Raw genomic sequence first — 23556 nt, forward strand, 5'->3', positions numbered from 1 at the left:
GTCGGGGCTTGGTCCAGCACCCAACCTACGTCACCGTAGCCTACGCATCCGTAGGTTCCAGGCAACCCCTGCGACAAGGTTCGTCCGCCCGACTTGTCGGCACCCCACAGGCCGCCCGGGCGCCCGTGCCGGCGCCCGCACCAGGGTGCTCCACGAGCCCGTCGGGCGCACGACCAGACGTCGCCGCAGATCAGGCCCGCGACGCTCGCGACCGGACGAGCCCCGCGCCCAGCGGACCGCCCAACCAGCCGAGGCAGCCCGACCTGGACGCCAGCGGGGACGGGATGTCAGCGGGGATCAGTCGCCGGGGATCAACGGCGACGCGGTCAGCGGGCGAGGTGCTGCGCGGTGACCTCGAGCAGGAGGTCGGTCGCCTCGGGCTCGCCGACGCTCACGCGCACGCCGTCACCCGCGAACGCACGCACGATCACGCCGCCCCGCGAGCACCGCTCCGCGAAGGACGTCGCGTGGTCGCCCACGCCGAACCACACGAAGTTCGCCTCGCTGTCCGGAACGGTCCAGCCCTGCGCCCGCAGCGCGGCGAGCATGCGCGTGCGCTCCTGGACGATCGCGTCGACGCGTGCGAGCAGCTCGTCGCGCGCCCGCAGCGACGCCAGCGCGGCAAGCTGGGCGACGTGCGAGACCCCGAACGGCGTCGAGGCCGCGCGGATGCCCGCCGCGTGCCGGGCGCGCGCGACGGCGAACCCGACGCGCAGCCCGGCCAGTCCGTACGCCTTGGAGAAGGTGCGCAGCAGCACGACGTTCCGGCGCGCGGCGAACACCGCCAGGCCGTCCGCGGCCGCGGGGTCGCGCACGAACTCGACGTACGCCTCGTCGAGCACGACGAGCACGTGCTCGGGGACCGCGTCGAGGAACTGCTCGAGCTCGTCGGCACGGACGGCCGGGCCCGTCGGGTTGTTGGGGGTGCACACCAGGACGACGCGCGTGCGGTCGGTGACCGCGGCCGCCATCGCGGGCAGGTCGAGCCGCCCGTCGTCGGTCACCGGGACGCGCACGCCCTGCGCACCGGCGAGCGTGACCGCGATCGGGTACGCCTCGAACGAGCGCCACGGGAAGACGACCTCGTCGCCGGCCTCGCAGAACGCGGTCAGCACGTGCCCGAGCACGGCGACGGACCCGCAGCCCACGACGACCTGGTCCGGCGCGACGCCGAGGTCCTGGGCGATCGCCTCGGTCAGCTCGGTCGCGTACATGTCCGGGTAGCGGTTGACGTCGACCGCGGCGTCGGCGATCGCGGCCATCACGGACGGCAGCGGCGGGTACGGGTTCTCGTTCGACGAGAGCTTGAACGCGGCGGCGCCGACGGGTGAGCGGGCACCGGGCACGTAGGGCGGCAGGTCGGCCAGGGCGCGGCGCAGGGTGGGGCGGCTCACGTGCACAGGATGCCACCGATGCCCGGGGCGCCGACCGGGGCGTTCGCCCGGTGACCGCCGGCCCTGTCGCCGCCCGACGGCACGCTCGTCCGACGCGCGTCGGCCCGGGTCAGCTGCGCCCCGGCCGTCCTGCCCCGATCGCCGTGACGACGGCGTCGAACGCGGGCTTGGTCTGGTAGTCCTCGTCCCACAGGAGCGCGGCGCCGTACCCCTCGAACCACCGCGGGATCCAGGAGTACCGGTCGGTGACGCCCCAGACCGTCACGCCGAGGCACCCCTCGACCGCGAGGCACGTGGTCACGACGCTCGCGTAGTCCTTCGCCTGCTGGGCGAGGTCCTCGTCGCTCGCGGGCGTGTGGACGCGCACGTCGACCTCGGTGAAGCGCACCGTCAGGCCCAGGTCGACGAACCGCTGGATGTTCTCCTGCAGGTCGTCGCGCAGCGTGCCGGCGGTGAGGTGACCCTGGAAGCCGACGCAGTCGATCGGCACGTCGCGCTCGACGAGGTCGGACACCATCTCGTAGACCGCGTCGGACTTGATGCCGATCGCCTCGAGGTCGTAGTCGTTGTAGCAGAGCTGCGCGTCCGGGTCGGCCTCGTGCGCGACGCGGAACGCGTCCTCGATGTAGCCGTCGCCGAGCGTGGCCTGGAACGGGGACTCCGCTCGTCGCCGGCCGTTGTCGTCGATCGCCTCGTTGACCACGTCCCACGCGACGACCTGGCCCTTGAAGTGCTCGACCTGCGTGCGGACGTGCTCCTCCATCGCCGCCTGCATCGCCTCGGCGTCGAGCTCCGAGACCCACGCGGGCAGCTGCGAGTGCCAGACGAGCGTGTGGCCGTAGAGCTTCTTGCCGTGCTCCTGGGCGTAGGCCGCGAGCTCGTCGGCCGCGGTGAAGTCCCACTCGCCGGGCGCCGCCTCGGTGGTCTCCCACTTCATGACGTTCTCGGCGACGACGAGGGTGGCGTGCGTGTCGACGATGTCCCGGTACTCGGGCTCGTCGAGCAGCTCGGGGGCGATCGCGAAGCCGATGTCGAGCGCGCTCCCGCCCGCGAGCTCGGCCAGCACGGGGTCGGTGCCCGCCGGGGGCTGCGCCTGGGTCTGGTCCGGCGTCACGTCCTGGGCGTCGCCGTCGTCGCTGCAGGCCGCCAGCGGGAGCACGACGAGCAGCGGCAGGAGCGCGGCGGTGACGCGGCGGCGTGCGGGCACGCGGGCGAGGGCGGCGTGAGGCATCGAGTCTCCGTTCGACTTTCGGCGTCGTCGCCGAAACCTGCGGGGATGGTAGCGCGCCGGGCAGCATCCGCGTGCCGTGTTCCCACCCGTCGCGGCACGTCTCCTGGCAGGATCGGGTGCATGTCCTTCGTGATGCGCGTGATCATCAACGGCCTGGCGATCTGGCTCGCGACCGTGCTGCTGTCCGACGGCCTGACGATCGTCGGCGCGGACTCGACCGGCGAGAAGATCCTCATCATCGCCTTCATCGCGCTGGTGTTCGGGATCGTCAACGCGGTCGTGAAGCCGATCGTACAAATCCTGTCGATCCCGTTGTACATCCTCACGCTGGGCCTGTTCACGCTGGTCGTGAACGCGCTCATGCTGCTGCTCACCGCGTGGATCACGGGCTTCACCGACTGGGGCCTGGAGATCGAGGGGTTCTGGTGGGCCGTCGGAGGCGCGCTGATCATCTCGATCGCGTCGTTCCTGCTCTCGGTCCTGCTTCCCGGCAAGAACAAGTAGCCGCGCAGGTCAGCCGCGGCGGGGGAGCACCAGCGTCGCGACGCCCGCGCCGGCCACGAGCGCGAGGATCCGCCACACGTCGCCCGCGTCGAGCTGAGCGCCCGCGAGCGCGAGCGCACCGACGGCGAGCAGCTGAGCGGGCACCTGCAGGAGCGCGACCTCGCGCAGCCCGTCGGCGAGCACCGCGAGCTCGACGCGCGCCCGCAGACCCACGCGCGCCGTCCAGCCGCTCGCCCACACGGCGAGGTGCACGAGCAGCACCAGGGTCAGCGTGAGGAACACCGACGGCGGCCCGCCGACGAGCACCTCCAGCCCGACCGCCGCGACCGCGAGCCCGACGAGCGACGCGCGCGGCAGCAGCACCACGGCCGTGGCCATGAGCAGCGAGACGAGCGCGGAGGCGAGCGACAGCGGCAGGAGCACGGACCAGCCGAGCACGAGCATCGCGGTGACGATCAGTCCGGTGACGAGGCGCACGACCCCGCCGCTCACCGTGGGTCCGACCTCGAGCTCGGCCTCCGGCTCGGGCGCGGGCCGCAGCCCGGGCACCCACGCCCACCGCGACGCCGCTCCCCGCGCTCCCGTCCCGACGCGCGTCGTCGTCCGCCCGTTCACCACGCCGCCGTCCATCGCGCCGCCGGCCGCCGCGCTGCCGCTCATCGCACCCCCGCCCCGGCACCCGGTCGCCGCTGACCGCTGCGCGCCAGCCCGGCGAGCGCCACCTGCGGCGCGTCGCGCCAGGAGACCAGCTCGACGTCCGCGTCCTGCACCGCCGCGAGCCGGTCGGTACGCGCGAGCCGCACGAGCCGCAGCGCGAGGCGTTCGCGATCGCGCAGCGCAGCCTCGCGCAGCGTCGGCAACACGTCGACGGCGACGACCCGGTGGCCCGCGCGCCGCCACTGCACGGCGGCGTCCGCGGCCGCGTCGTCGAGGAACGTCGAGAACACGACGACGAGCGCGCCCGACGGGAGCTGCGGCGCGCGCACCCGGTGCAACGGCTCGCCCTCGGGTCGGGTCAGGGCGAGCGCATGCCGGATCCGGTCGAGCTGACGGCGGCCCCCGCCGGGCGGCAGCGGGCGTCGCACCGCGCCGAGGTCGTCGAGCCCCACGCGGTCACCGGCGGACAGGTACGCCTGCGCGAGGGAGGTCGCCGCCTGGCGCGCCAGGTCCAGGGAGGTCGGGTCGGTCGCGCGCGGGCGGGACGAGCCGCGCCAGGTCCGCGGGTCGGGGCCGACGTCGTCGCGCGAGTCGACGACGAGCAGCACCACGGCCTCCGCGAGCGCGAGCTCACGGCGCACGTACAGCTCCTGCAGGCGCGGCGAGCGCCGCGCGGTCACGCGCCAGTCGATGCGCCGCAGGCGGTCGCCGGGCGCGTACGGGTGCACGTCGCGCAGGCCGCCGCCCTCGCCGGGCCTGCGCGACGGGTGCGCGCCGGACAGCCCGCGCAGGCGGTGCGGCAGGGGGAGCTGGGCGAGCGGACCGGGCGTCGGCAGCACGAGCGCCTCGTCGGACGCGGGCTCGACCGGCTCGGACACGCTGGTGCCGCCCGGCCCGATGCCGATCGCGTCGACCTCGGCCACGGTCTGCGGACCCGTGCGCACGGTCCGCACGACGAGCGGCACGGTCCGTGTACCGCGGACCTGGACGACGACCTCGTCCTGAGAGCGGTTCGAGCGGCGCACCGCGAGCGCGACGCCCGCCGTGTCCCGCGGCGCCCGGACCCGGACGTGCGTGCGCAGCGTCCCGGGCTCGTCACCTGCCGCGACGCCCGCACGCGGCACGGTCTCGTCGGACCCGGCAGTCCCGTCGGACCCGGCAGCCTCGTCGGGCGAGCCGTCGGCCTCGTCGCGCGCACCCACGCTCACCTCGACGTCCCGCGACGGCGTGCGCAGCCAGCCCCACAGCGCCGCACCGACCAGCGGTCCCGCGAGCACCGCGACGTCCGCGCGCCCGAAGGCGGCGCCGACGAGCAGCAGCACGGCACCGACGGCGGCACCCACCGCCGTCGTCCGTGCACGGGACCAGGGCTCGTTCATCGCGCGGCGCCGACCCCCCGCACCGTCGTCGGACCCGGCACATGCGCGAGGACCTCCTGCACGACGCGCTGCGGCGCGAGGCCCGACGCCCAGGCCTGCGGCGTGAGCGAGATGCGGTGCGCGAGCGTCGCGACGCCCACGGCCTTGACGTCCTCGGGCGTCACGAAGTCGCGGCCCGCGAGCACCGCGACCGACCGCGCGACGAGCACGAGCGCCTGCGACCCGCGCGGCGACGCACCGACCTCGACCGCGGCGTGCTGACGCGTGGCCGCCGCGAGGTCCACGCAGTACCCGAGCACGTCGTCGTCGACCGTCACGGCCTCGACGCCCGCCTGCATCGCGCGCAGCGTGCCCGCGTCCACGACCGTGCGCACGGTCGCGACCTCCTGGCGACGCGCGAGGCGCCGCGCGAGCACGTCGACCTCGGAGTCGCGCTGCGGGTAGCCGACCGCGAGGCGCACCATGAAGCGGTCGAGCTGCGCCTCGGGCAGCGGGTACGTGCCCTCGTACTCGACCGGGTTGGACGTCGCGACCACGTGGAACGGGTCCGGCAGCAGGCGCGTCACGCCGTCGACCGTGACCTGCCGCTCGGCCATCGCCTCGAGCAGCGCCGACTGCGTCTTGGGCGCGGTGCGGTTGATCTCGTCGGCGAGCAGGAGACCCGCGAACACCGGTCCCGGCCGGAAGTCGAAGGTCGCCGTCGCCGGGTCGAACACCGACGAGCCCGTGATGTCCGAGGGCAGCAGGTCGGGCGTGCACTGCACGCGCCGGAACTCCAGGCCGAGCGCGGTCGCGAGCGAACGCGCCGCGAGCGTCTTGCCCAGGCCCGGCACGTCCTCGAACAGCACGTGCCCGCCCGCGAGGATCGCCGCGAGCGCCACGGTGAGCGGCTCGCGCATCCCGACGACGACCGTGGAGACCTCGTCGAGCACCGCGCGGCCGTGCGCGGCGACCTCGTCGACGGGCAGGTGCTGGACCGGCTCGGCCGGCTCGAGGGTGCGCTCGGTCATCGGTTCCTCCTGGGGCGCGGGGACTGCTCGTGGTCGTGGTCGTGCTGCTCGGCGTCGTGCCCGGCGACGACGTCGCCGTCGAGCACGTCGGTGTCGAGCGCGTCGAGCTCGGGTCGGGCGGGGCGCGGGCCGAGGGCCTCGAGCGCGCCGAGCGTGTGGGTCAGGTCGGCGACGGACGGCAGCGGGGCCGAGCGGCGGGCGAGCGTCGCGGCGGCGCGGCGGCCGACGAGCGCGGCGACGGCCTCGGACTGCTCCGGGTCGGCCAGGTCCACGCCGTGCCGCGCGAGCCGGACGGTCGCGGTCTCGCGCAGGCGTCGCATCGCGCGCTCGCCGGCCCGGCCGTCACGGCCGACCATCGACCACGCCAGGTCCTGCAGGTCGCCGCGCGAGCCGGCGGGACGCACGTTCCGCTCCCGGTCCCACTCGGGGTCCGGGTCCGTCTCGAGACGGGTCGCGACGACGACGAACGCGGCGACCGCGATGCCGAGCACGAGCGACGACCACACCGTGAAGCCCGCCATGAGCCCGAGCGCGAGGCCCGCGAGCAGCCCGAGGCCCTCGCGCCACACGAGGTGCCAGACGTGCCCGATCACGGCGCCCCCTGCTCGCGCGGCGTCCCTGGCAGAGCACCGTCGTCGACCTGACGCCGCTCGCGCACGCCGCGGGCGATCTGCTCGAGCGCGGCGCGCGCGCTCGTCACGTGGTCGTCGGTCACGGGGTGCTCGCTGAACCGCGCCGCGAGGTACAGGTCGAGCAGCGCGCGGCTCGCGGCCGGGTCGGCACGCGTCGCGTCCAGCAGCTCGAGCGTGAACTCGGTCGCGGTCTGCGCACGCTCGCGCACCACGCCGCTGCGCTCGGCCGACCGCTCGAGCGCGACCCACGCGGCGATCACCGCGTCGCCCGGTGGCAGGTCGCCCGCGAGCGCCTCGACCGCGTCGTCGACGCCCGCCGCGAGCGCGGGCTGCGCGAGGTCGAGCACGTCGCCGCGCAGCACCTGCCCGGGCGCGAGCCCGTCGTCGACCGCGAGCTCACGCTGCTGCTCGAGCCAGCGCCGCACGACGCGTAGCGCCTTGCGGCCCAGGAACGTGAGCACCGCCAGCAGCAGGCAGAACCCCAGGACGACGAGCCAGGGCGGCATCCCGTTGTCCGTGACGACCTCGTTCACCGCCTCACCCGTGGGCACGGGTGTCGGCTGGTTGCGGTCCGGCAGGAGCGCGGTGGGCATCTCGAACTCGGCGCCGGGGCGCTGCCCGGGGACGAACGGTCCCGCGACGGCGGCGGCCAGCACGGTCACGACGACGAGCCCGCTCGCGACGAGCGCGGCACGCTGCGCGGACCGCAGGCGTGCGAGCGCGGACGGTCCGTCCGCCGCGCCGGGCTCGGGGTGCTCGTCATCGGCCGCACCGCGCGAGGTGCCGGACGTCGCGGCGCCTGTCGGGCTCGTCGGGCCGACCGCCATGCGCCCTCCCCGGACCCTCGTCGTGCGCCGCTGTCCGGGCGCGTCCGCGACGTGCGTCCCACGCCCGCGCGCTCACGGTAACGACCTGCGGGCCCGCCGGACGACACGCTGGGCGATTCGCCCCGGTGCGGCACCCGGACAGCGGTCGTGGACCGGGGCCCGCGCGTGCGGGCACGCCTGGGATGATGGGCGCCATGACCTCTCCCGCGCGTGTGAGCCTCGCCGACGTCACCCCGCCGATCGCCCTGGGCCCGCTCGACGGCCGCTACCGTCCCGCGGTCGCGCCGCTCGTCGACCACCTGTCCGAGGCGGCGCTCAACCGAGCGCGCGTGCACGTCGAGGTCGAGTGGCTCATCCACCTCACGAGCCGCGGCGTGGTGCCGGGTGCGCCCGTGCTGAGCGACGCCGAGCAGGCGTACCTGCGGGACGTGGTGGCGACGTTCGGCGCCGCCGAGATCGCGGAGCTCGCGCAGATCGAGCGCGTCACGGTGCACGACGTCAAGGCGGTCGAGTACTTCCTCAAGCGCCGGCTCGAGGCCGCGCCGGGCGTGCTCGGTGAGGGCACGGTGCTGCCGTCCGTCGGCGAGCTCGTGCACTTCGCGTGCACGAGCGAGGACATCAACAACCTGTCCTACGCGCTCATGGTCCGCGGCGCCGTGCAGGACGTGTGGCTTCCGGCCGCCACCGCGCTGGCCGACGAGGTCGCGGCGCTCGCGCACGAGCACGCCGACCAGCCCCTGCTCGCGCTGACGCACGGTCAGCCCGCGACGCCGACGACGCTCGGCAAGGAGCTCGCCGTGCTGGCCCACCGCCTGCGCCGCCAGCTGCGTCGCATCGCGGGCGACGAGTACCTCGGCAAGATCAACGGCGCGACGGGGACCTACGGCGCGCACGTCGTCGCCGTCCCGGGCGCGGACTGGCAGGAGGTCTCGCGCACGTTCGTCGAGCACCTGGGCCTGACCTGGAACCCGCTGACCACGCAGATCGAGTCGCACGACTGGCAGGCCGAGCTCTACGCCGACGTGTCCCGCTACAACCGCGTGCTGCACAACCTGGCCACCGACGTGTGGACGTACATCTCGCGCGGGGTGTTCATCCAGATCCCCGTGGCGGGTGCGACGGGCTCGTCGACCATGCCGCACAAGGTCAACCCGATCCGGTTCGAGAACGCCGAGGCCAACCTCGAGCTCTCGTCGGCCCTGCTCGACACGCTCGCCTCGACGCTCGTGACGTCGCGTCTGCAGCGCGACCTGACGGACTCGACGACGCAGCGCAACATCGGCCCCGCGTTCGGGCACAGCCTGCTCGCGATCGACAACGTCCGACGAGGGCTGCGTGCGCTGTCCGTGGACGCGGACCTGCTGGCACGTGAGCTCGACGAGAACTGGGAGGTGCTCGGCGAGCCCGTGCAGTCGGCCATGCGCGCCGCGTCCGTGGCGGGCGTGACCGGCATGGAGAACCCGTACGAGCGGCTCAAGGAGCTCACGCGCGGGCGCCGGCTGACGGCCGACGACATGCGCGAGTTCATCGCGGGCCTGGGGCTGCCCGCGGACGTCGCGGCGCGGCTCCAGGAGCTCACGCCCGCGGGGTACACGGGGCTCGCGGCCTCGCTCGTCGCGCACCTCGACGCCTGACGCGCGGAACCGGCGCGGGCTGACGGCTTCACCCCGACGGCCGGGCCGCGTCGGCGGGCTACGGCGCATGACCATGTGACGGTCGTCACGCCCGGTATGTCCGGGGCCGCGTGCGGCGTGGGCGCGCTACCACTTCCGGATGACCCGATCTGGACATCCGACCCGATTCCTTGCAGAATCGGGCCCGATCCGTCCGATTTACCCGTTCCCGAACCCTGAAAGTTTCGGCGACGGGGTCGGTTCCGTCCAGTCGTAGGCGAGGCCGCCATGACCCTGATGCAGAAGGCGATCACCCCCGCGCTCGCACGAGCGCACGTCGAGGGTGGCTACGACCGGATGGCCGGGTACGTGGTGCGCGCCGAGGACGTCGCGTTCGCGACGACGCCCGCTCAGCTCTTCGAGGTGCACGGCCTCGGCTACCCCGGCTCGCCGTTCCGTCCCGACGCGCAGTTCATCGACCTGCTGCGGTTCGAGTCCGGGCCGCAGCTGCAGTACCGCGACGTGCCGGGCTACATCGTCCCGCTGTGGTGGCTGCGCCACTCGCGCATCACGCCGGGCGCCGAGCTCGTGCGCGTCTTCGCCGACGGCTCGGTCACGCTCCTGGCGCGCTACGGCGACGTCGGCACCGGCTGGTCCGTGACCAACCTGGGCTACCGGCCCGCGCTCGCCTCGCTGTCGCGGTGCGTCGGCCCGGTCGCCAAGTGGCACAGCGCCTACCTCGAGGCCGACCTCGTCGACGGCGGCAACACCGTCGTGCTCGCCCTCGCCAACCCGCCGCTCGCCGAGACCGGCTTCCAGCAGGCGCAGTCCGGCCGCTGGTTCCGCCGCGTCCCGCGTGAGGACGTCTCCGAGCTGTTCGAGCTGGACCTCACGGCCCGGTGGAACGGGCTCGCGGTGCGCGTCGTCGACCAGTGGCAGGACGCGCAGCGGTACGTCGTGGCGCGCATCTCGCACCTGGGCGACGACCTGGACCACGCCGAGCACCTGCGCCTCGACCGCGTCGAGGCGGGCGTGTACGAGGCAGTCGTGTACGCGGCGGAGCTCACGGACATCCAGACCAACCAGGTCGTCCCGCACACCTGGTCGCCCGGCCCGGCGCGCGCGCTCCGTCGCCCGGTGTCCTCGCAGTCGTCGTACTGAGCCGCTCGCCGTCTGACCGCTTGTCGCCTGACCAGCCCGACGTCGTGACCCGCTCGACGTGCTGAGCGGCGCGACGTCCTGAGCGGCGTCGAGCCGTGCGTCGGCCCGTGCGTGGGGTCAGCGGACGCCGAGCGCGGTCGGGAGTGCCGGGACCTCGATCGCGGCCAGGTCCGCGAGCGCGGCGGCGTACGCCGCGGTGTCCCCCGCGCGGGCGGCCTCGCGCGCCCGGACCGTCGGGCCGTGCAGCGCGGCCCGGGTGCGCCGGCGCAGCTGCCGCGCCGCACGCTCGTCGCGCTCGTCGTCGGACAGCGCGGACAACGCGGACTCGAGCCCGCCCAGCACGCGCGACCGCTCCGCGAGCACGGCGGGGTTCCACTCGCGCACGCGACGCTCGGCCTCGTACGCGTCCGCGGCCCGCGTGACGAGCTCGCGCGCGGTCACCACCGCGCCGTGCTCGGCGGGCGCGTGCTCGGCCACGGTCGTCAGGGAGACGAGCCGCACGCCGGGCAGGGTCCGGACGCCGGGGTCCACGTCGTGCCGCAGCGCGAGGTCGACGACGGTCAGCGGCTGCGCACCGTCGGAGCGGGCCTGCGCGAGCGCGTCGACCGTGAGCACCGCGCCGGCCGCGCCCGAGCACGCGACGACCAGGTCGACCCCCGTGAGCTGGTCGGCGAGGTCCGCTCCCGGGGGCACCGCAGCCACGCCGCGCGCGGCGGCGAACGGCGCGGCGCGACCGCTCGGGGAGTAGACGCGCACGTCCCGGCAGCCGCGGGCCTTGAGCGCCGCGAGCGACGCACCCGCGTACGAGCCGGTGCCGATGAGCACGCAGCGCACGCGGTCCCACGCGACGAGGTCGCGCTCGGCGATGTCGAGCGCGACGCCCACGACGGACCGACCGGTCGAGCCGAGGCCCGTGCGCTTCTCGACGATCCGGGACACGCGCGACGCGGCCTGGAACAGACCCTCGAGCGCGCTCGTCGTCGTGCCGTCCGCGCGCGCGGTCGTCAGGGCGCGGCGCACCTGCCCCGCGATCTCCCGCTCGCCGACGACCATCGACTCGAGCCCGCTCGCGACAGCGAACAGGTGGCGTGCGCTGTCGGTGCCGATCTCGACGGTGAGGTGCGCGGCGACGCTCGTCGGGTCGTAGCCCGATCGCGCCGCGACGGTGGCGGCCACGGCGTCGCGCGCATGGGGGGCGTGGGCGGCGTCGTCGACGTCCAGGTACAGCTCGAAGCGGTTGCACGTCGCGAGCACGACGGCACCGCAGATCGAGGGGGACGCACCGACGAGCTCCCGGCCCACGGCGTGCACGTCAGACGAGAGACGCTCGAGCACTCCGAGGTCGAGATCACGGTGCGACGCGACGAGGGACAGCAGCACCACGTGCTCGATTCAACCATCCGGGCAACCCGGACAAGAAATGTCAGGCACAATCGTCAGATGCTTTCTGCAGGTCATCCGCTCGTCGACGGGCGTACGTCACATTCTGCGCTGGTGCGGGCCTATTCCGGCGAGCGCCCCGACCGCCTTCCGGTGTGGTTCATGCGGCAGGCCGGACGCTCCCTGCCGGAGTACCGGGCGCTGCGCGTGGGCACCGCGATGCTCGAGGCGTGCCTCGACCCGGCGCTCGCGTCCGAGATCACGCTGCAACCCGTGCGCCGCCACGGCGTGGACGCGGCGATCTTCTTCTCGGACATCGTCGTGCCGCTGCGGCTGGCCGGGGTCGACGTCGAGATCAAGCCGGGGGTCGGGCCCGTCATGGGCACGCCCGTGCGGACCGCCGCCGACGTCGCGCGCCTGGCCGAGCTGACCCTGACGGACGAGGCGCTCGCGCCCGTGACCGAGGGCGTCGCCCGGACGGTCGCCGAGCTCGGCCGTACGCCGCTGATCGGCTTCGCGGGTGCGCCGTTCACGCTCGCCGCGTACCTGGTCGAGGGCGGCCCGTCGCGCGACCACCTCGCGGCCCGCACGCTCATGCACGCCGACCCGGACACGTGGCGCGCGCTGACGCAGTGGACCGCCGAGGTCACGGGCGCGTTCCTGCGGGCCCAGGTGCTGGCGGGCGCGTCCGCCGCGCAGCTCTTCGACTCGTGGGCGGGGGCGCTGTCGCTCGCCGACTACACCGCGCACGTCGCTCCTGCGTCGGCCCGTGCGCTGGCGGCGGTGCACGACCTGAACGTGCGGACCGTGCACTTCGGCACGGGCACCGGCGAGCTGCTCGCCGCGATGCGTGACGTGGGCGCGGACGTCGTCGGCGTGGACTACCGGATCCCGCTCGACGAGGCCGCGCGACGCGTCGGTGCGCGCACGCCGCTGCAGGGCAACATCGACCCCGCGCTGCTCGCGGCGCCGTGGCCGGTGCTCGAGGCGCACGTGCGCGACGTCGTGGCGCGTGGCGAGGCGGCGCGCGCGCACGTGGTCAACCTGGGCCACGGCGTGCCGCCGAGCACGGACCCCGACGTGCTGACGCGCGTCGTCGAGCTCGTCCACTCGTTGTGACCGCGCGATGACGACCGCCGACGACGCCCGCGACAGCACCCCGGACGAGACCGCCGACGTGCCGTGGGGTGCGGTCGTCGTCGGTGGTGGCGTGGCCGGGCTGGTGGCGGCGCGTGAGCTCGTGGACGCGGGCGTGCGCACGCTCGTCGTCGAGGGACGCGACGCGGTCGGCGGCGCGGTGCGCGGGCACACGGTCGCCGGGCTGACGCTCGACGCGGGCGCGGAGTCGTTCGCGACGCGCGGCGGCACCGTGGCCGCGTACCTCGAGGAGCTGGGGATCGCCGGGCTGGTCGTCGCGCCGAGCGGTCTGGGGTCCTGGGTGCACCTGCCGTCGGGCGACGGTCCGCTGCCGCGCACGGGTCTGCTCGGCATCCCGTCCCGGCCGTGGGCGGCCGACGTGCGCCGCACGCTCGGGCTGCTCGGCGCGGCGCGCGCGAGCCTCGACCTGATCCTGCCGACGCGCGTGGGCGCGGGTGAGACCACGCTCGGCGGCCTGGTCCGGGCGCGCATGGGCGCGCGCGTCGTCGACCGGCTCGTGCGGCCCGTCGTCGGCGGCGTGCACGCGGCGGACCCCGACGAGCTCGCGGTCGACGCGGTCTCGCCGGGCCTGCCCGCGGCGCTGCGCTCGTCACGCTCGCTCGCGCGCGCAGTGCGGTCGCTGCGGGCCGCGGCGCCCGCGGGCTCTGCTGTGCAGGGCCTCGACGGCGGTGTGCGCGTGCTCGTCGACACCCTCGCCGCGCAGGTCGGCGAGCGGGGCGGGCAGATCCGCACCCGGACCCGGGCGACGAGCGTCACGGCCGGCACGGACGGCCCCGGGGGCCCGGTCGTCGTCGGGCTCTCCGACGGGACGAGCGTGCGCACCGAGCGTCTCGTCGTCGCGGCGCCCCAGGGTCTCCCGCTGCTCGCGGCGCTGCTGCCCGGCCTCGACGACGTGACGCTCGACGACGGCGCCGACGTCCGCCTCGTCACGCTCGTGCTCGACGCCCCGGCGCTCGACGCCGCTCCGCGCGGGACGGGCGTGCTCGTCGGGCGGGACGCCACGGACGTGCAGGCCAAGGCGCTGACGCACGCGACCGCGAAGTGGCCGTGGCTCGCGCGGCAGGCCGGTCCCGGCCGGCACGTGGTGCGGCTGTCCTACGGCCGGGGCGACGCGGCCGACGAGGCGGCCGGCGGCTCGGCCGGGCCGGGCGGGCTCGGCGGGCCGGAGCTCGTCGCGCAGGCGCTCGCCGACGCCTCGGTGCTGCTGGGTGTGCCCCTCACCGCCGACCAGGTCACCGCGAGCGCGGTCGTCCGGTGGACGCAGGCGCTGCCGCGGCCCAGCGCCCGGCACCGCGACGCGGTCGCCTCGGTGCGTGCCGCGCTCGGCTCGGCGGCGGCGCGCGACGTGCGGGTGGCGGCGTGCGGGGCGTGGCTCGCGGGCAACGGGCTCGCATCGGTGATTCCCGATGCGGTCACCGCCGCGCGTTCGGTGCTCGAGCCGTAGCGGATTCTCTTTTCTGACAGTCCGTCCCGACCCGGTCACAGAATGGCACGAGCTCAGGATGTCCTGGCCATTTGGACGAGCGTCGAGAATGCGCCGACGAACATTCTGACAAGGCGTCACGACCGCGTCACGGACGGCGCATTGTTTCGCACATCGACGACGGAAGGGTCAGACTGACTCACATGCCTGCGGTCCGGATCGGTACGCGCGCCTCGGCCCTGGCGCTCACGCAGACGGGTCACGTGGCCGACGACCTCGCCCGGCTCGGCGGCTTCGACGTCGAGATCGTGCACGTGCGCACGGAGGGCGACCGGCTCACCGGGAGCCTGGCGACGCTGGGCGGCACGGGCGTCTTCGTGACCGCGCTGCGGGACGCGCTGCTGGAGGGTCGCTGCGACGTCGCGGTGCACTCGCTCAAGGACCTGCCCACCGCGCCCGCGCCGGGCCTGACGGTCGCGGCGGTCCCGCTGCGCGAGGACCCGAGCGACGCGCTGTGCGCGCGCGACGGCCTGACGCTGCGCGAGCTGCCCGCCGGCGCACGTGTCGGCACGGGCTCGCCGCGCCGCGCCGCGCAGCTCCTCGCCGCCCGGCCCGACCTCGAGGTCGTGGACATCCGCGGCAACGTCGACACGCGCCTGGGCCGCGTCCGCGGCTCGGGCCACGGTCCCGGTGACCTCGACGCGGTGGTCCTCGCGCGCGCCGGCCTCGCCCGCCTCGGACGGCTCGACGCCGTGACCGAGGTGCTCGGGCCGGACGTCATGCTCCCCGCACCCGGTCAGGGCGCGCTCGCCGTCGAGGTCCGCACCGCCGACCTCGCGGACCCCGCGTCGCCGCTCGCCGCGGCGCTCGCCGCGCTGGACCACAAGCCGACGCGGCTCGCGGTCGTCGCCGAGCGCGCGCTGCTCGCGCGGCTCGAGGCGGGCTGCGCCGCGCCGGTCGGTGCGCTCGGGCGGATCGACGACGCCACGGTGCACCTCGAGGCGGTTGTCGCCCGCACGGACGGGACGCGGCTCCTGCGCGAGGGCGTGTCCGTCGGCGTGTCCTTCGGGTGGGAGGGCGACCCGCCTGCCCCCCTGCCGCACCCGGTCGCCGACGAGCAGACCGCGCGCTCCGCCGGGGAGGACCTGGCCGACCTGCTGCTCGAGCAGGGTGCGGCCGAGCTCGCCCCGCTCGGGCCGGGCGCGTGAGCCGCCAGCCCGGGCCGCTCGCCGGCTGGCGCGTCCTGGTCCCCCGCCCGACCGCGGGTCAGTCGGCGGCCGCCGTCGCCCTCGCCGCCGCGGGAGCGACCGCCGAGCTCGTCCCGCTCATCGCGATCGAGCCGCCGCCCGAGACCGGCCCGCTCGACGACGCGCTGCTCGCGCTCGGCGCCGGCTGGTACCGCTGGCTCGTCGTGACCAGCGGCGCCGCCGTCCCGGTGCTCGACGACCGCGCCGAGGCGGGCGGGCGAACGCTCGCCTCGCTCGTCGCCGACGGCCGCGTGCAGGTCGCCGCGGTCGGCCCCGGCACGGCGCGTGCGCTGTCCGACGCGCAGGTCACCGCCGCGCTGACGCCCCGCGGCGCGTCCACGGGCGCGAACCTCGCCGCGCAGTGGCCCACGCCCGCGAGCGCCGACGCAGGCGAGGACCGCCCGCCCCGTGTGCTGTTCGCACGCGGGGACCTGGCGGCCTCGACCGTCGCGGACGGGCTGCGCGCCCGCGGCTGGCAGGTCGACGAGGTCGTCGCGTACCGCACGGTCACGGCACCGCCCCCGCCCGACGACGTGCGCGATGCCTGGCGCACCGGCGAGATCCGCGCGGCGCTCCTGACGTCGGCGAGCACGGTCCGCTCGCTCGTCGAGCACCTCGGCGCACCCCCCACCGGGACGCTGCTCGTCGCGATCGGCCCGACGACCGCCGACGAGGCCCGACGCCTCGGCCTGACGCTCACGGCGACGGCCGACGAGCAGACGATGGGCGGCCTGGTCGCGGCGCTCGCGCGGGCCGCCGCGCGTGCCGACGAGGAACGCGCGTCGTCGCACGACACCCCCGTCCGCACCCCGTTCGTCGGGGAAGATGGACGGAACGGACACCTGGAGGTGCTGTGAGCCCCGAACCGACCGACGCGCCGACCCCCGGACGCGTCCGTCCGCGACGTCTGCGCTCGACCGAGGCGATGCGTCGCCTCGTGCGCGAGGTCGACGTGCACCCGCGCCAGCTCGTGCTGCCCGTCTTCGTCCGCGAGGGCCTGACGGAGCCGCGCCCGATCGACTCGATGCCGGGCGTCGTCCAGCACACGCTCGACTCGCTGCGCGGCGCGGTCGCCCAGGCGGCGGCCGCTCGTCTGGGTGGTGTCATGGTGTTCGCCGTGCCCGAGGTGCGCGACGCGACCGGCACCCAGGCCACCGAGCCCGACGGCATCCTCAACCGTGCGCTCGCCGTCGCGGCGGCCGAGGCCGGTGACGCGCTCGTCGTGCAGGCGGACCTGTGCCTCGACGAGTTCACCGACCACGGCCACTGCGGTGTGCTGACGCCCGACGGCCGCGTCGACAACGACGCGACGCTCGTCCGGTACGCCGACATGGCGCTCGCGCAGGCCGCCGCCGGAGCACACCTCGTGGGCCTGTCCGGGATGATGGACGGCCAGGTCGCGGCCGTGCGGGACGCGCTCGACGCCGCCGGGTACGACGAGGTCGCGGTGCTCGCGTACGCCGCGAAGTACGCCTCGGCGTTCTACGGACCGTTCCGCGACGCCGTCGAGTCGCAGCTCGAGGGCGACCGCCGGACCTACCAGATGGACCCCGCGAACCGCCGCGAGGCCGCGCGCGAGGTCGCGATCGACATCGCCGAGGGCGCCGACGTCGTCATGGTGAAGCCCGCGATGGCGTACCTCGACGTGCTCGCCGACGTCGCCGCCAGCAGCTCCGTTCCCGTTGCGGCCTATGCGGTGTCCGGCGAGTACGCCATGATCGAGTCCGCCGCAGCGGCGGGATGGATCGAGCGCGAACGGGCGATACGCGAGTCCGTGCTCAGCATCCGTCGCGCCGGTGCCGATCACGTACTGACGTACCACGCGACGGAGCTGGCCGGATGGCTGGCGGAGGAGTACCGATGAGCCCGACGAACGCCGAGGTGTTCGCCCACGCGCAGGCCGTCATCCCGGGCGGGGTCAACTCGCCCGTGCGCGCCTACGGCTCGGTCGGCGGCACGCCTGCGTTCATCGCGTCGGCCAGCGGCCCGTACGTCACGGACGTCGAGGGCCGGCAGTACGTCGACCTCGTCGGCTCGTGGGGACCCGCGCTGCTGGGGCACGCACACCCCGAGGTCGTCGCCGCCGTGCAGGAGGCCGCCGCGCGCGGCCTGGGCTTCGGCGCCCCGACGACGACCGAGGTCGAGCTCGTCGACGCCGTCCGCCACCGCGTCCCCGCGGCCGAGTCCGTGCGCCTCGTCTCGACCGGCACCGAGGCGACCATGACCGCGCTGCGCCTGGCGCGCGCCGCGACGGGCCGCGACCTCGTCGTGAAGTTCGCCGGCTGCTACCACGGCCACGTCGACGCGCTCCTGGCCCAGGCGGGCTCGGGCCTGGCGACGCTCGCGCTGCCGGGCTCGGCAGGCGTCTCGGCGGCCGTCGCGGCCGAGACCATCGTGCTGCCGTACAACGACGTCGACGCGGTCCGCGAGGCGTTCGCGACCCACGGCGACCGCATCGCCGCGATCATCACGGAGGCCGCGCCCGCCAACATGGGCGTCGTGCCGCCCGCGCCGGGCTACAACGCCGCGCTGCGCGAGCTCACGCTCGAGCACGGCGCGCTGCTCATCCAGGACGAGGTGCTCACCGGGTTCCGCGTCGGGTACTCCGGCTGGTGGGGGCTCGAGGGCCTGCGCGAGGGCTGGGCGCCCGACCTGTTCACCTTCGGCAAGGTCATCGGCGGCGGCCTGCCCGTCGCGGCGGTCGGCGGTCGGCGCGACCTCATGGGGATGCTCGCCCCCGTCGGGCCCGTCTACCAGGCCGGGACGCTGTCCGGGAACCCCGTCGCGACCGCTGCGGGCCTGGCCACGCTGCGCCTCGCCGACCTGGCGGTGTACGCGAAGGTCGACGAGGCCGCGGCGCGGCTGCGGGACTCGGTGACCAAGGCGCTCGCCAACGCGGGCGTGCCGCACGCGCTGCAGTGGGCCGGCTCGCTGTTCTCCGTCTCGTTCGGTGCGGACGCCGCGCAGGCCGGCGTGCGTGACTACGCCGCGGTGCAGGCGTCCGAGCACTGGCGGTACACGCCGTTCTTCCACGCGCTGCTCGACGCGGGTGTCTCGGCTCCGCCGTCGCCGTTCGAGGCGTGGTTCGTCTCCGCGGCGCACGACGACGAGGCCCTCGGCCGCATCGAGGACGCCCTCCCCGCCGCCGCCCAGGCCGCCGCCACCGCCACGCACCCCTGAGCGGCGCGCGACCCACCGAACGCTCCGGCTCCCCCTCCCTGAGCCGGCGGGCTGGGCGGGGTCGTTGTTCCGGATGCGGAGTCGCGCGGTCGTTCATATGCTCCCGGCAACCGCCGTGACGCGGTGGCGTCCGGGGAGCGAGAGCCACCGGTCATGGTCCGAAGGCACGCCTTGTGCGGGCGAGCCGACGGCGCGCGACCGCGTCCCGCGGCGGTGGCCTGCTCTCCTCGCCCGGGCTGCGCCGGCCTGCCCGTCGCCACGCTGGGCACGCCTGTCTAGGCGCGCTGGCGCGCCATCTCGGCGACCCCTCGGCTCGTGGTGCGGGGCATCGCTGAGGGCGGGCTCGGACCCTCTCACCGGACTAGCACTCTGGCAGCGAGAGTGCTAAAACGGAGATGTAGCCGTCCCGGGCGGACCGTCTCCCCCGGGCAGCCCCGAGCCCGGAGGGTCCGGGCTCACCAGGAGGAGGTGAGGGTTCATGGCTACGCGATTCGACCCCTTCCACGAGCTCGACCGCCTGTTCGGCCAGGTGCTCGCCGCGGACCGCGCGTCCGCCACGATGCCGATGGATCTGTACCGCGCCGGGGACCACTACGTCCTGCACCTCGACCTCCCGGGCGCCGACCCCGGCACGATCGACGTCTCGGTCGAGGACCGCACCCTGACGATCCGCGCGCAGCGCACCGCGCGCACCGAGGACGACGTGCAGTGGCTCGCCAAGGAGCGCCCGGTCGGCACGTACGCGCGTCAGCTCGCGGTCGGTGCGGGTCTCGCGCTCGACCGGATCGAGGCCACGTACACCGACGGCGTCCTCACGCTCACGATCCCGGTGGCCGAGGACGCCAAGCCGCGCAAGGTCGAGGTGCAGCACGGCGCCCGCCCGCAGCAGGCCACGATCGAGGCCTCTGCCGAGGCACCGGCCTCGTGAGCGCGACCCCCGCGTCCCGCTGATCCCCGGACGGCGCCCGCCACACGGTGCGGCGCCGTCCGCATGTCCGCCGCCGGAGGACGACCACCGCGGCTGTCGGGCACGCGTCGAGCGGCAGGGCCCGGGCGTGCGGTCGTCGGGAGTCGTTCGTCGGGAGTCGGTCGTCGGGAGTCGGGCGACGGGCCGGGCGGTCAGGCCGTGGCGGTGCGATCGGTGGGCTCGAGCAGGTCGCGGCCCACCGGGATGCGGCGGGCGTACCAGCGACGGTCGTGCAGGTCGTACCCCAGTCGCCCGGTCGCGGCGTCGGGGGCGGCCGCGAGGTGGTCGACGACCGCCTCGCGCTCGCCGCCGGCGGGGTCGAGCCCCATCCCGACGCCGAGGCGCGCGTGCGGCAGGTCGAGCTCCCACCACGACGCACCGGTCGCGGCGTCCGCCCACACGCGCAGCGCGTTCGCGTGGCGGAGCAGCGGTTCGAGCTCACGCAGGGCCGCGGGCGCGGCGACGAGGACGGCATCCGGACGCGCGGCGTCCGCCTCGGTGTCGGCGACGAGCCGCAGCGTGTCGCGCGTCGGCCGGGCCTGACGGGCCGACGGGTCGGCGGGCAGCGACCGCACGAACGACCTCGCGTGCCGTGTGCCGAGCTCGGCGCGCACGGTCATCGCGGCGGTGAGCGCCGGCAGCTCGGCGAGGGTGCGCACCCAGTGCGCGGGCAGCATGACGCGCCGCTCGTGCAGGCGAGCGCCCGGCGGGATGAGGGTCTGGCCCGCGGCTCCGACCTCGAGCCGCACGGGGTCGCGCGGCAGCACACCGCCGAGCAGCTCCCGCACGCGCGGTCCGAGCTCGACGTTCGTCGTCCCCGCGGGGTGGTCGGCGAGCTCCAGCCCGCCGGGCAGCAGGTCGAGCCGTGCGGCGACCCGGCCGCAGCCGGACAGGCTCTCGAAGCGGACGGCCCCGTCGCCGGTCGTCACGAACGGGTCGGCGAGCCGGACGCCGGCTCCCTCGGGGGTGTCGTAGCGGGCCGCGGCCACGTGCGCGACGACCAGCAGCGCGGCTCCGACGAGGTCGGCGCGTTCGGCGCGACCGTCGACGAAGGTGCGCCGCTCGGTCGTCGCGAGGCCGAGGTGCACGCCACCGCGCTCGACCCTCAGCCCCGAACGACCGGCGTACCGGAACGCGACCTCCGCCTGACTCACAGACTGTCCATCGGCAGCCCGAAGGTCACGGTTGAGTCACGACGGCCCGGCGGTCAGCCGACGACGGCCACCTGGGGCTCGCGCTCGGACGTCGCCGACGCCTCGTCGTGCGACGGCGCGACCTCGACGATCGTCGTCGCGACGACCTTCTCGCGCCGGTAGGCGCGCACCGACCAGACCACGGCCGCGGCCCACACGACCGCGAGGAGCGTGAGGATCCATGCCTGCGCGGGCGTGCCCGCCAGTCCCACCCAGTCGGACCGGATGATCGTGCGCGTGTTCGTCAGGACGATCACGCCGCCGACCGCGGAGCCGAGGATGCGCGGCGGGATGAGCCGCACGAGCCACGCGGCGATCGGCGCGGCCACGAGCCCGCCGGCGAGCAGGGCGAGCACCCACACGGCGTCGATGCCCTGCGAGCCCAGCGAGAACAGGAAGCCGAGCGACGCGGCGATCGCGACGAGGAACTCGGAGGTGTCGATCGAGCCGATCACCTTGCGCGGCTCCATGCGTCCCGACGCGAGCAGCGCGGGTGTGCCGACCGGCCCCCAGCCCCCGCCGCCGGTCGCGTCGACGAAGCCCGCGACCAGGCCCAGCGGGGCGAGGAACCGCCTGCGCACGGGCTGGCCGAGCCGGTCCTTGCGCAGACCCCGGAACGTGAACCGGATGAGGATGTAGAGGCCGAGCGCGAGCAGGATGCCGGACATCACCGGTGCCGCCGCGTCCGTCGCGAGCCGGGACAGCACGGTGGCGCCGAGGAACGCGCCGATCGCGCCGGGCACGCCGACGCGCCGCACGACCTTCCAGTCGACGTTGCCGAACCGCCAGTGCGAGATGCCCGACGCGAGCGTCGTGCCGATCTCCGCGAGGTGCACGGTCGCCGAGGCCGCGGCCGGGTTCGTGCCGATCGCCAGCAGCAGCGTCGTGGACGTCACGCCGTAGGCCATGCCGAGCGAGCCGTCGACGAGCTGCGCGGCAAGGCCGACGACGGCCAGGAGCACGAGCTGCGGCATGGCGGGTTCCTTCGGGTATGGGCCGGTTCGGAGCGAGAACCCGATAATCCCGACCGCCCAACTCGATATTCAACCCCGGTCCCAGGATGCAAGACGAGGAGCGCGCGCACGGCCCTGGCCCGGGCGGGTGCCGCACCCGCGCGCGAGGTCCCGCCGTGGGCACGGCGCTACGACGCGGGCGGACGTCCGCCCGTCGTCGTCGAGGTCCAGCCCGCCCGCGAAGGGGGCTGGCTCAGGGGTTCTCCCATGCGTCCGCGCGCTGGAGCATCGCCTGGATCGGGGCCGGCAGGTCGCCCGCGACGAGCGCGGCGATCGACACCTCGTCGAGCACGTCGCGCACGCTGACGCGCAGCGCGACCCACACGTCGAGCAGCGCGGCGGCCGAGCCGTCGTACGTGAGCGACGGCGGACGCTCGTCGCGCACCGTGACCAGCGGGCCCTCGGCGGCACGCATGACGTCCGCGAGCGTGATCTCGGTGGCGGGCCGCGCGAGCTTGTAGCCGCCCGACCGCCCGCGCACGCTCACGACGACGCCGCCGCGTCGCAGGTCGCCGAGGATGCGCTCGAGGAAGCTCGTCGGCAGGCCCTGGCCCGCGGCGAGCGTCTCGACCGCGACGGGCTGGCCCTGCGGGCTCGCCGCGAGCTCGGCGCACGCACGCACCGCATAGTCCGCCTTCGCCGAGACCCGCATGCGCACATTCTGCCTGCCGGGCGCCACGGACCCGGCACCGGACGTCCCATCCGGCGATTCCCGACAGCCCCGATCGAGAACCGGCACCCGCGCACCTCGTCGGGCGCACGTCACCGGCCCCGGCCGGCGGTCAGCACCCCCCGACGAGACTCGGTCGCTCAGGGGTGCCGGCCCCCGGACCCGGAGCGACCGCGGGATCGCGCGGAGACGGCACCGCACCCGTGAGCAGGTCCGCCAGGGTCACGTGGTCGAGGACGTCGTGCAGCGTCTCGTCGAGCGCACCCCACAGCGTCGGCAGGTGCTGCGCCACGCCGCGGTACGTCAACGTGTCGGGCAGCGCCGCACGCACCGTGACGAACGGACCCTCGAGCGACGACAGCACCGGCCCGATCAGCACCTCGTCGGCCGGGTGCGCGAGGTGGAACCCGCCACGCGCACCCCGCTTGGAGACCACGTACCCGAGCTTGCGCAGCTCGGTCAGGATCTGCTCGGCGTACTCGCGCGGCAGGTCCTGCTCGGCGCTCAGCGCCTCCGCGGTGACGAGCTCGGGCGCGCGCTGGGCGAGCAGCAGGAGCGCGCGGACCGCGTAGTCGACCTTGGCGGAGATGTGCACGCGGGCGCCTCAGGCGGGGACGGGCTCGGGTGCGCGCGGCGAGCCCGCGGGGAACGGCGTGGCGACGAGCGGGCGCAGCCAGACCGTCGCGCCCTCGGCCAGGTCGAGCTCGGCCACTTGCGCACGCGTGAGCTGCACCCACGGCGTCGACCCGTCCTGCGCGCGCGTCTCGGCGCGCACCTCGTAGCCCACGCGCAGCAGCTTGGTCACCTCGACCTGCACCGCGCCCGCGCGCTCGTCGGTCAGCACCTCGATGTCGTGCGGCCGGACCAGCACGCCGCCGAGCCGCGTCACCGGGCCCAGGAACGACATGACGAACTCG

The 23556-nt window shown here is 75.4% G+C and carries 23 protein-coding genes; 10 read left to right on the plus strand and 13 right to left on the minus strand.

All coding sequences use genetic code 11. The features are described from left to right. Nucleotides 1–326 precede the first annotated feature (326 nt). Together hisC and CPE01_RS06545 are read right to left on the minus strand one after the other, a co-directional pair. Nucleotides 327–1394: a histidinol-phosphate transaminase gene (gene hisC / locus CPE01_RS06540; RefSeq protein WP_146805845.1), complete on the minus strand. Its 1068-nt coding sequence runs from the start codon at nt 1392–1394 to the stop codon at nt 327–329. A gap of 109 nt (nt 1395–1503) precedes the next feature. After that, the gene (locus CPE01_RS06545; RefSeq protein ID WP_146805846.1) at nt 1504–2625 is read right to left on the minus strand and encodes an endo-1,4-beta-xylanase; all 1122 of its coding nucleotides are present in this window, start codon (nt 2623–2625) and stop codon (nt 1504–1506) included. 120 nt (nt 2626–2745) lie between these two features. On the opposite strand from CPE01_RS06545, the gene CPE01_RS06550 reads away from it, so the two are divergent. Then, nucleotides 2746–3129 (plus strand): phage holin family protein, encoded by a 384-nt coding sequence (locus tag CPE01_RS06550; protein ID WP_146805847.1) that lies wholly within the window; start codon nt 2746–2748, stop codon nt 3127–3129. A 9-nt stretch (nt 3130–3138) separates the two neighbouring features. Here the strand turns inward: CPE01_RS06550 and CPE01_RS06555 are convergent, their stop codons facing one another. From CPE01_RS06555 to CPE01_RS06575, 5 genes are read right to left on the minus strand one after another with little or no spacing between them, the layout of a single operon-like run. Then, nucleotides 3139–3789, minus strand: coding sequence for a hypothetical protein (locus CPE01_RS06555; protein WP_146805848.1), 651 nt, complete (start codon nt 3787–3789; stop codon nt 3139–3141). Continuing rightward, entirely contained in the window at nt 3786–5129 is a 1344-nt protein-coding gene (locus tag CPE01_RS06560; protein ID WP_246783781.1) for a DUF58 domain-containing protein, read from the minus strand. The genes CPE01_RS06555 and CPE01_RS06560 overlap by 4 nt, the downstream gene beginning before the upstream one ends. A gap of 32 nt (nt 5130–5161) precedes the next feature. Beyond that, a complete protein-coding gene (locus tag CPE01_RS06565; RefSeq protein ID WP_146805850.1) occupies nt 5162–6175 on the minus strand; it encodes an AAA family ATPase in 1014 nt (337 codons plus the stop codon). Then, complete coding sequence (locus tag CPE01_RS06570) at nt 6172–6768, minus strand: hypothetical protein (RefSeq protein WP_146805851.1); 597 nt, start codon at nt 6766–6768, stop codon at nt 6172–6174. Before CPE01_RS06570 ends, CPE01_RS06565 begins: the two co-directional genes overlap by 4 nt. Beyond that, nucleotides 6765–7634, minus strand: a complete 870-nt coding sequence (locus CPE01_RS06575) for a DUF4129 domain-containing protein (protein ID WP_146805852.1) — start codon at nt 7632–7634, stop codon at nt 6765–6767. The genes CPE01_RS06570 and CPE01_RS06575 overlap by 4 nt, the downstream gene beginning before the upstream one ends. A 194-nt stretch (nt 7635–7828) precedes the next feature. On the opposite strand from CPE01_RS06575, the gene purB reads away from it, so the two are divergent. Together purB and CPE01_RS06585 are read left to right on the plus strand one after the other, a co-directional pair. Beyond that, nucleotides 7829–9268, plus strand: a complete 1440-nt coding sequence (gene purB / locus CPE01_RS06580) for an adenylosuccinate lyase (RefSeq protein ID WP_146805853.1) — start codon at nt 7829–7831, stop codon at nt 9266–9268. A 267-nt stretch (nt 9269–9535) separates the two neighbouring features. After that, nucleotides 9536–10408, plus strand: a complete 873-nt coding sequence (locus CPE01_RS06585; RefSeq protein ID WP_146805854.1) for a UCP033725 family protein — start codon at nt 9536–9538, stop codon at nt 10406–10408. A 117-nt stretch (nt 10409–10525) separates the two neighbouring features. On the opposite strand, the gene CPE01_RS06590 is transcribed toward CPE01_RS06585, so the two are convergent. Continuing rightward, nucleotides 10526–11791, minus strand: a complete 1266-nt coding sequence (locus CPE01_RS06590; RefSeq protein ID WP_146805855.1) for a glutamyl-tRNA reductase — start codon at nt 11789–11791, stop codon at nt 10526–10528. 57 nt (nt 11792–11848) lie between these two features. Here CPE01_RS06590 and hemE point away from each other — a divergent pair, with 57 nt between their 5' ends. From hemE to CPE01_RS06625, 7 genes are all read left to right on the plus strand, one after another. Continuing rightward, on the plus strand, nt 11849–12907 hold the full coding sequence (hemE, locus tag CPE01_RS06595; protein WP_146805856.1) for a uroporphyrinogen decarboxylase: 1059 nt from the start codon (nt 11849–11851) through the stop codon (nt 12905–12907). A gap of 7 nt (nt 12908–12914) precedes the next feature. After that, entirely contained in the window at nt 12915–14390 is a 1476-nt protein-coding gene (locus CPE01_RS06600; RefSeq protein WP_146805857.1) for a protoporphyrinogen/coproporphyrinogen oxidase, read from the plus strand. 182 nt (nt 14391–14572) lie between these two features. After that, complete coding sequence (gene hemC / locus CPE01_RS06605) at nt 14573–15577, plus strand: hydroxymethylbilane synthase (RefSeq protein WP_146805858.1); 1005 nt, start codon at nt 14573–14575, stop codon at nt 15575–15577. After that, a complete protein-coding gene (locus CPE01_RS06610; protein ID WP_146805859.1) occupies nt 15574–16473 on the plus strand; it encodes a uroporphyrinogen-III synthase in 900 nt (299 codons plus the stop codon). Before hemC ends, CPE01_RS06610 begins: the two co-directional genes overlap by 4 nt. Continuing rightward, nucleotides 16470–17480, plus strand: coding sequence for a porphobilinogen synthase (gene hemB, locus CPE01_RS06615; RefSeq protein ID WP_146805860.1), 1011 nt, complete (start codon nt 16470–16472; stop codon nt 17478–17480). The genes CPE01_RS06610 and hemB overlap by 4 nt, the downstream gene beginning before the upstream one ends. Continuing rightward, entirely contained in the window at nt 17477–18796 is a 1320-nt protein-coding gene (hemL, locus tag CPE01_RS06620) for a glutamate-1-semialdehyde 2,1-aminomutase (protein WP_146805861.1), read from the plus strand. Before hemB ends, hemL begins: the two co-directional genes overlap by 4 nt. A 478-nt stretch (nt 18797–19274) precedes the next feature. Then, a complete protein-coding gene (locus tag CPE01_RS06625; protein ID WP_146805862.1) occupies nt 19275–19724 on the plus strand; it encodes an Hsp20/alpha crystallin family protein in 450 nt (149 codons plus the stop codon). A gap of 191 nt (nt 19725–19915) precedes the next feature. Here CPE01_RS06625 and CPE01_RS06630 read toward each other — a convergent pair whose 3' ends face one another. The 5 genes from CPE01_RS06630 to CPE01_RS17055 form a co-directional block, all read right to left on the minus strand. Further along, a complete protein-coding gene (locus tag CPE01_RS06630; protein ID WP_146805863.1) occupies nt 19916–20917 on the minus strand; it encodes a hypothetical protein in 1002 nt (333 codons plus the stop codon). A gap of 53 nt (nt 20918–20970) precedes the next feature. Further along, nucleotides 20971–21930, minus strand: a complete 960-nt coding sequence (locus tag CPE01_RS06635; RefSeq protein ID WP_146805864.1) for a sulfite exporter TauE/SafE family protein — start codon at nt 21928–21930, stop codon at nt 20971–20973. 232 nt (nt 21931–22162) lie between these two features. Beyond that, nucleotides 22163–22621, minus strand: a complete 459-nt coding sequence (locus CPE01_RS06640) for an RrF2 family transcriptional regulator (RefSeq protein WP_146805865.1) — start codon at nt 22619–22621, stop codon at nt 22163–22165. A gap of 130 nt (nt 22622–22751) precedes the next feature. Continuing rightward, nucleotides 22752–23234: an RrF2 family transcriptional regulator gene (locus tag CPE01_RS06645; protein WP_146805866.1), complete on the minus strand. Its 483-nt coding sequence runs from the start codon at nt 23232–23234 to the stop codon at nt 22752–22754. Nucleotides 23235–23243: 9 nt separating this feature from the next. Next, nucleotides 23244–23546 carry a TOBE-like domain-containing protein gene (locus CPE01_RS17055; protein ID WP_443092626.1) on the minus strand — a complete coding sequence of 101 codons (303 nt, stop codon included), beginning with the start codon at nt 23544–23546 and terminating at the stop codon, nt 23244–23246. Nucleotides 23547–23556: the final 10 nt, after the last annotated feature.

The organism is Cellulomonas persica (assembly GCF_007989825.1).
Taxonomy (GTDB): Bacteria; Actinomycetota; Actinomycetes; order Actinomycetales; family Cellulomonadaceae; genus Cellulomonas; species Cellulomonas persica.

Bases quoted from the DNA above. Each gene is read 5' to 3' on its own strand.
- hemE (WP_146805856.1), top strand. From the start codon at position 11,849: ATGCTTTCTGCAGGTCATCCGCTCGTCGACGGGCGTACGTCACATTCT.
- CPE01_RS17055 (WP_443092626.1), bottom strand. From the start codon at position 23,546: ATGTCGTTCCTGGGCCCGGTGACGCGGCTCGGCGGCGTGCTGGTCCGG.
- CPE01_RS06635 (WP_146805864.1), bottom strand. From the start codon at position 21,930: ATGCCGCAGCTCGTGCTCCTGGCCGTCGTCGGCCTTGCCGCGCAGCTC.
- CPE01_RS06625 (WP_146805862.1), top strand. From the start codon at position 19,275: ATGGCTACGCGATTCGACCCCTTCCACGAGCTCGACCGCCTGTTCGGC.
- CPE01_RS06555 (WP_146805848.1), bottom strand. From the start codon at position 3,789: ATGAGCGGCAGCGCGGCGGCCGGCGGCGCGATGGACGGCGGCGTGGTG.
- CPE01_RS06550 (WP_146805847.1), top strand. From the start codon at position 2,746: ATGTCCTTCGTGATGCGCGTGATCATCAACGGCCTGGCGATCTGGCTC.
- hemL (WP_146805861.1), top strand. From the start codon at position 17,477: ATGAGCCCGACGAACGCCGAGGTGTTCGCCCACGCGCAGGCCGTCATC.
- CPE01_RS06565 (WP_146805850.1), bottom strand. From the start codon at position 6,175: ATGACCGAGCGCACCCTCGAGCCGGCCGAGCCGGTCCAGCACCTGCCC.
- CPE01_RS06545 (WP_146805846.1), bottom strand. From the start codon at position 2,625: ATGCCTCACGCCGCCCTCGCCCGCGTGCCCGCACGCCGCCGCGTCACC.
- CPE01_RS06575 (WP_146805852.1), bottom strand. From the start codon at position 7,634: ATGGCGGTCGGCCCGACGAGCCCGACAGGCGCCGCGACGTCCGGCACC.
- CPE01_RS06600 (WP_146805857.1), top strand. From the start codon at position 12,915: ATGACGACCGCCGACGACGCCCGCGACAGCACCCCGGACGAGACCGCC.
- CPE01_RS06585 (WP_146805854.1), top strand. From the start codon at position 9,536: ATGACCCTGATGCAGAAGGCGATCACCCCCGCGCTCGCACGAGCGCAC.
- purB (WP_146805853.1), top strand. From the start codon at position 7,829: ATGACCTCTCCCGCGCGTGTGAGCCTCGCCGACGTCACCCCGCCGATC.
- CPE01_RS06640 (WP_146805865.1), bottom strand. From the start codon at position 22,621: ATGCGGGTCTCGGCGAAGGCGGACTATGCGGTGCGTGCGTGCGCCGAG.
- hemC (WP_146805858.1), top strand. From the start codon at position 14,573: ATGCCTGCGGTCCGGATCGGTACGCGCGCCTCGGCCCTGGCGCTCACG.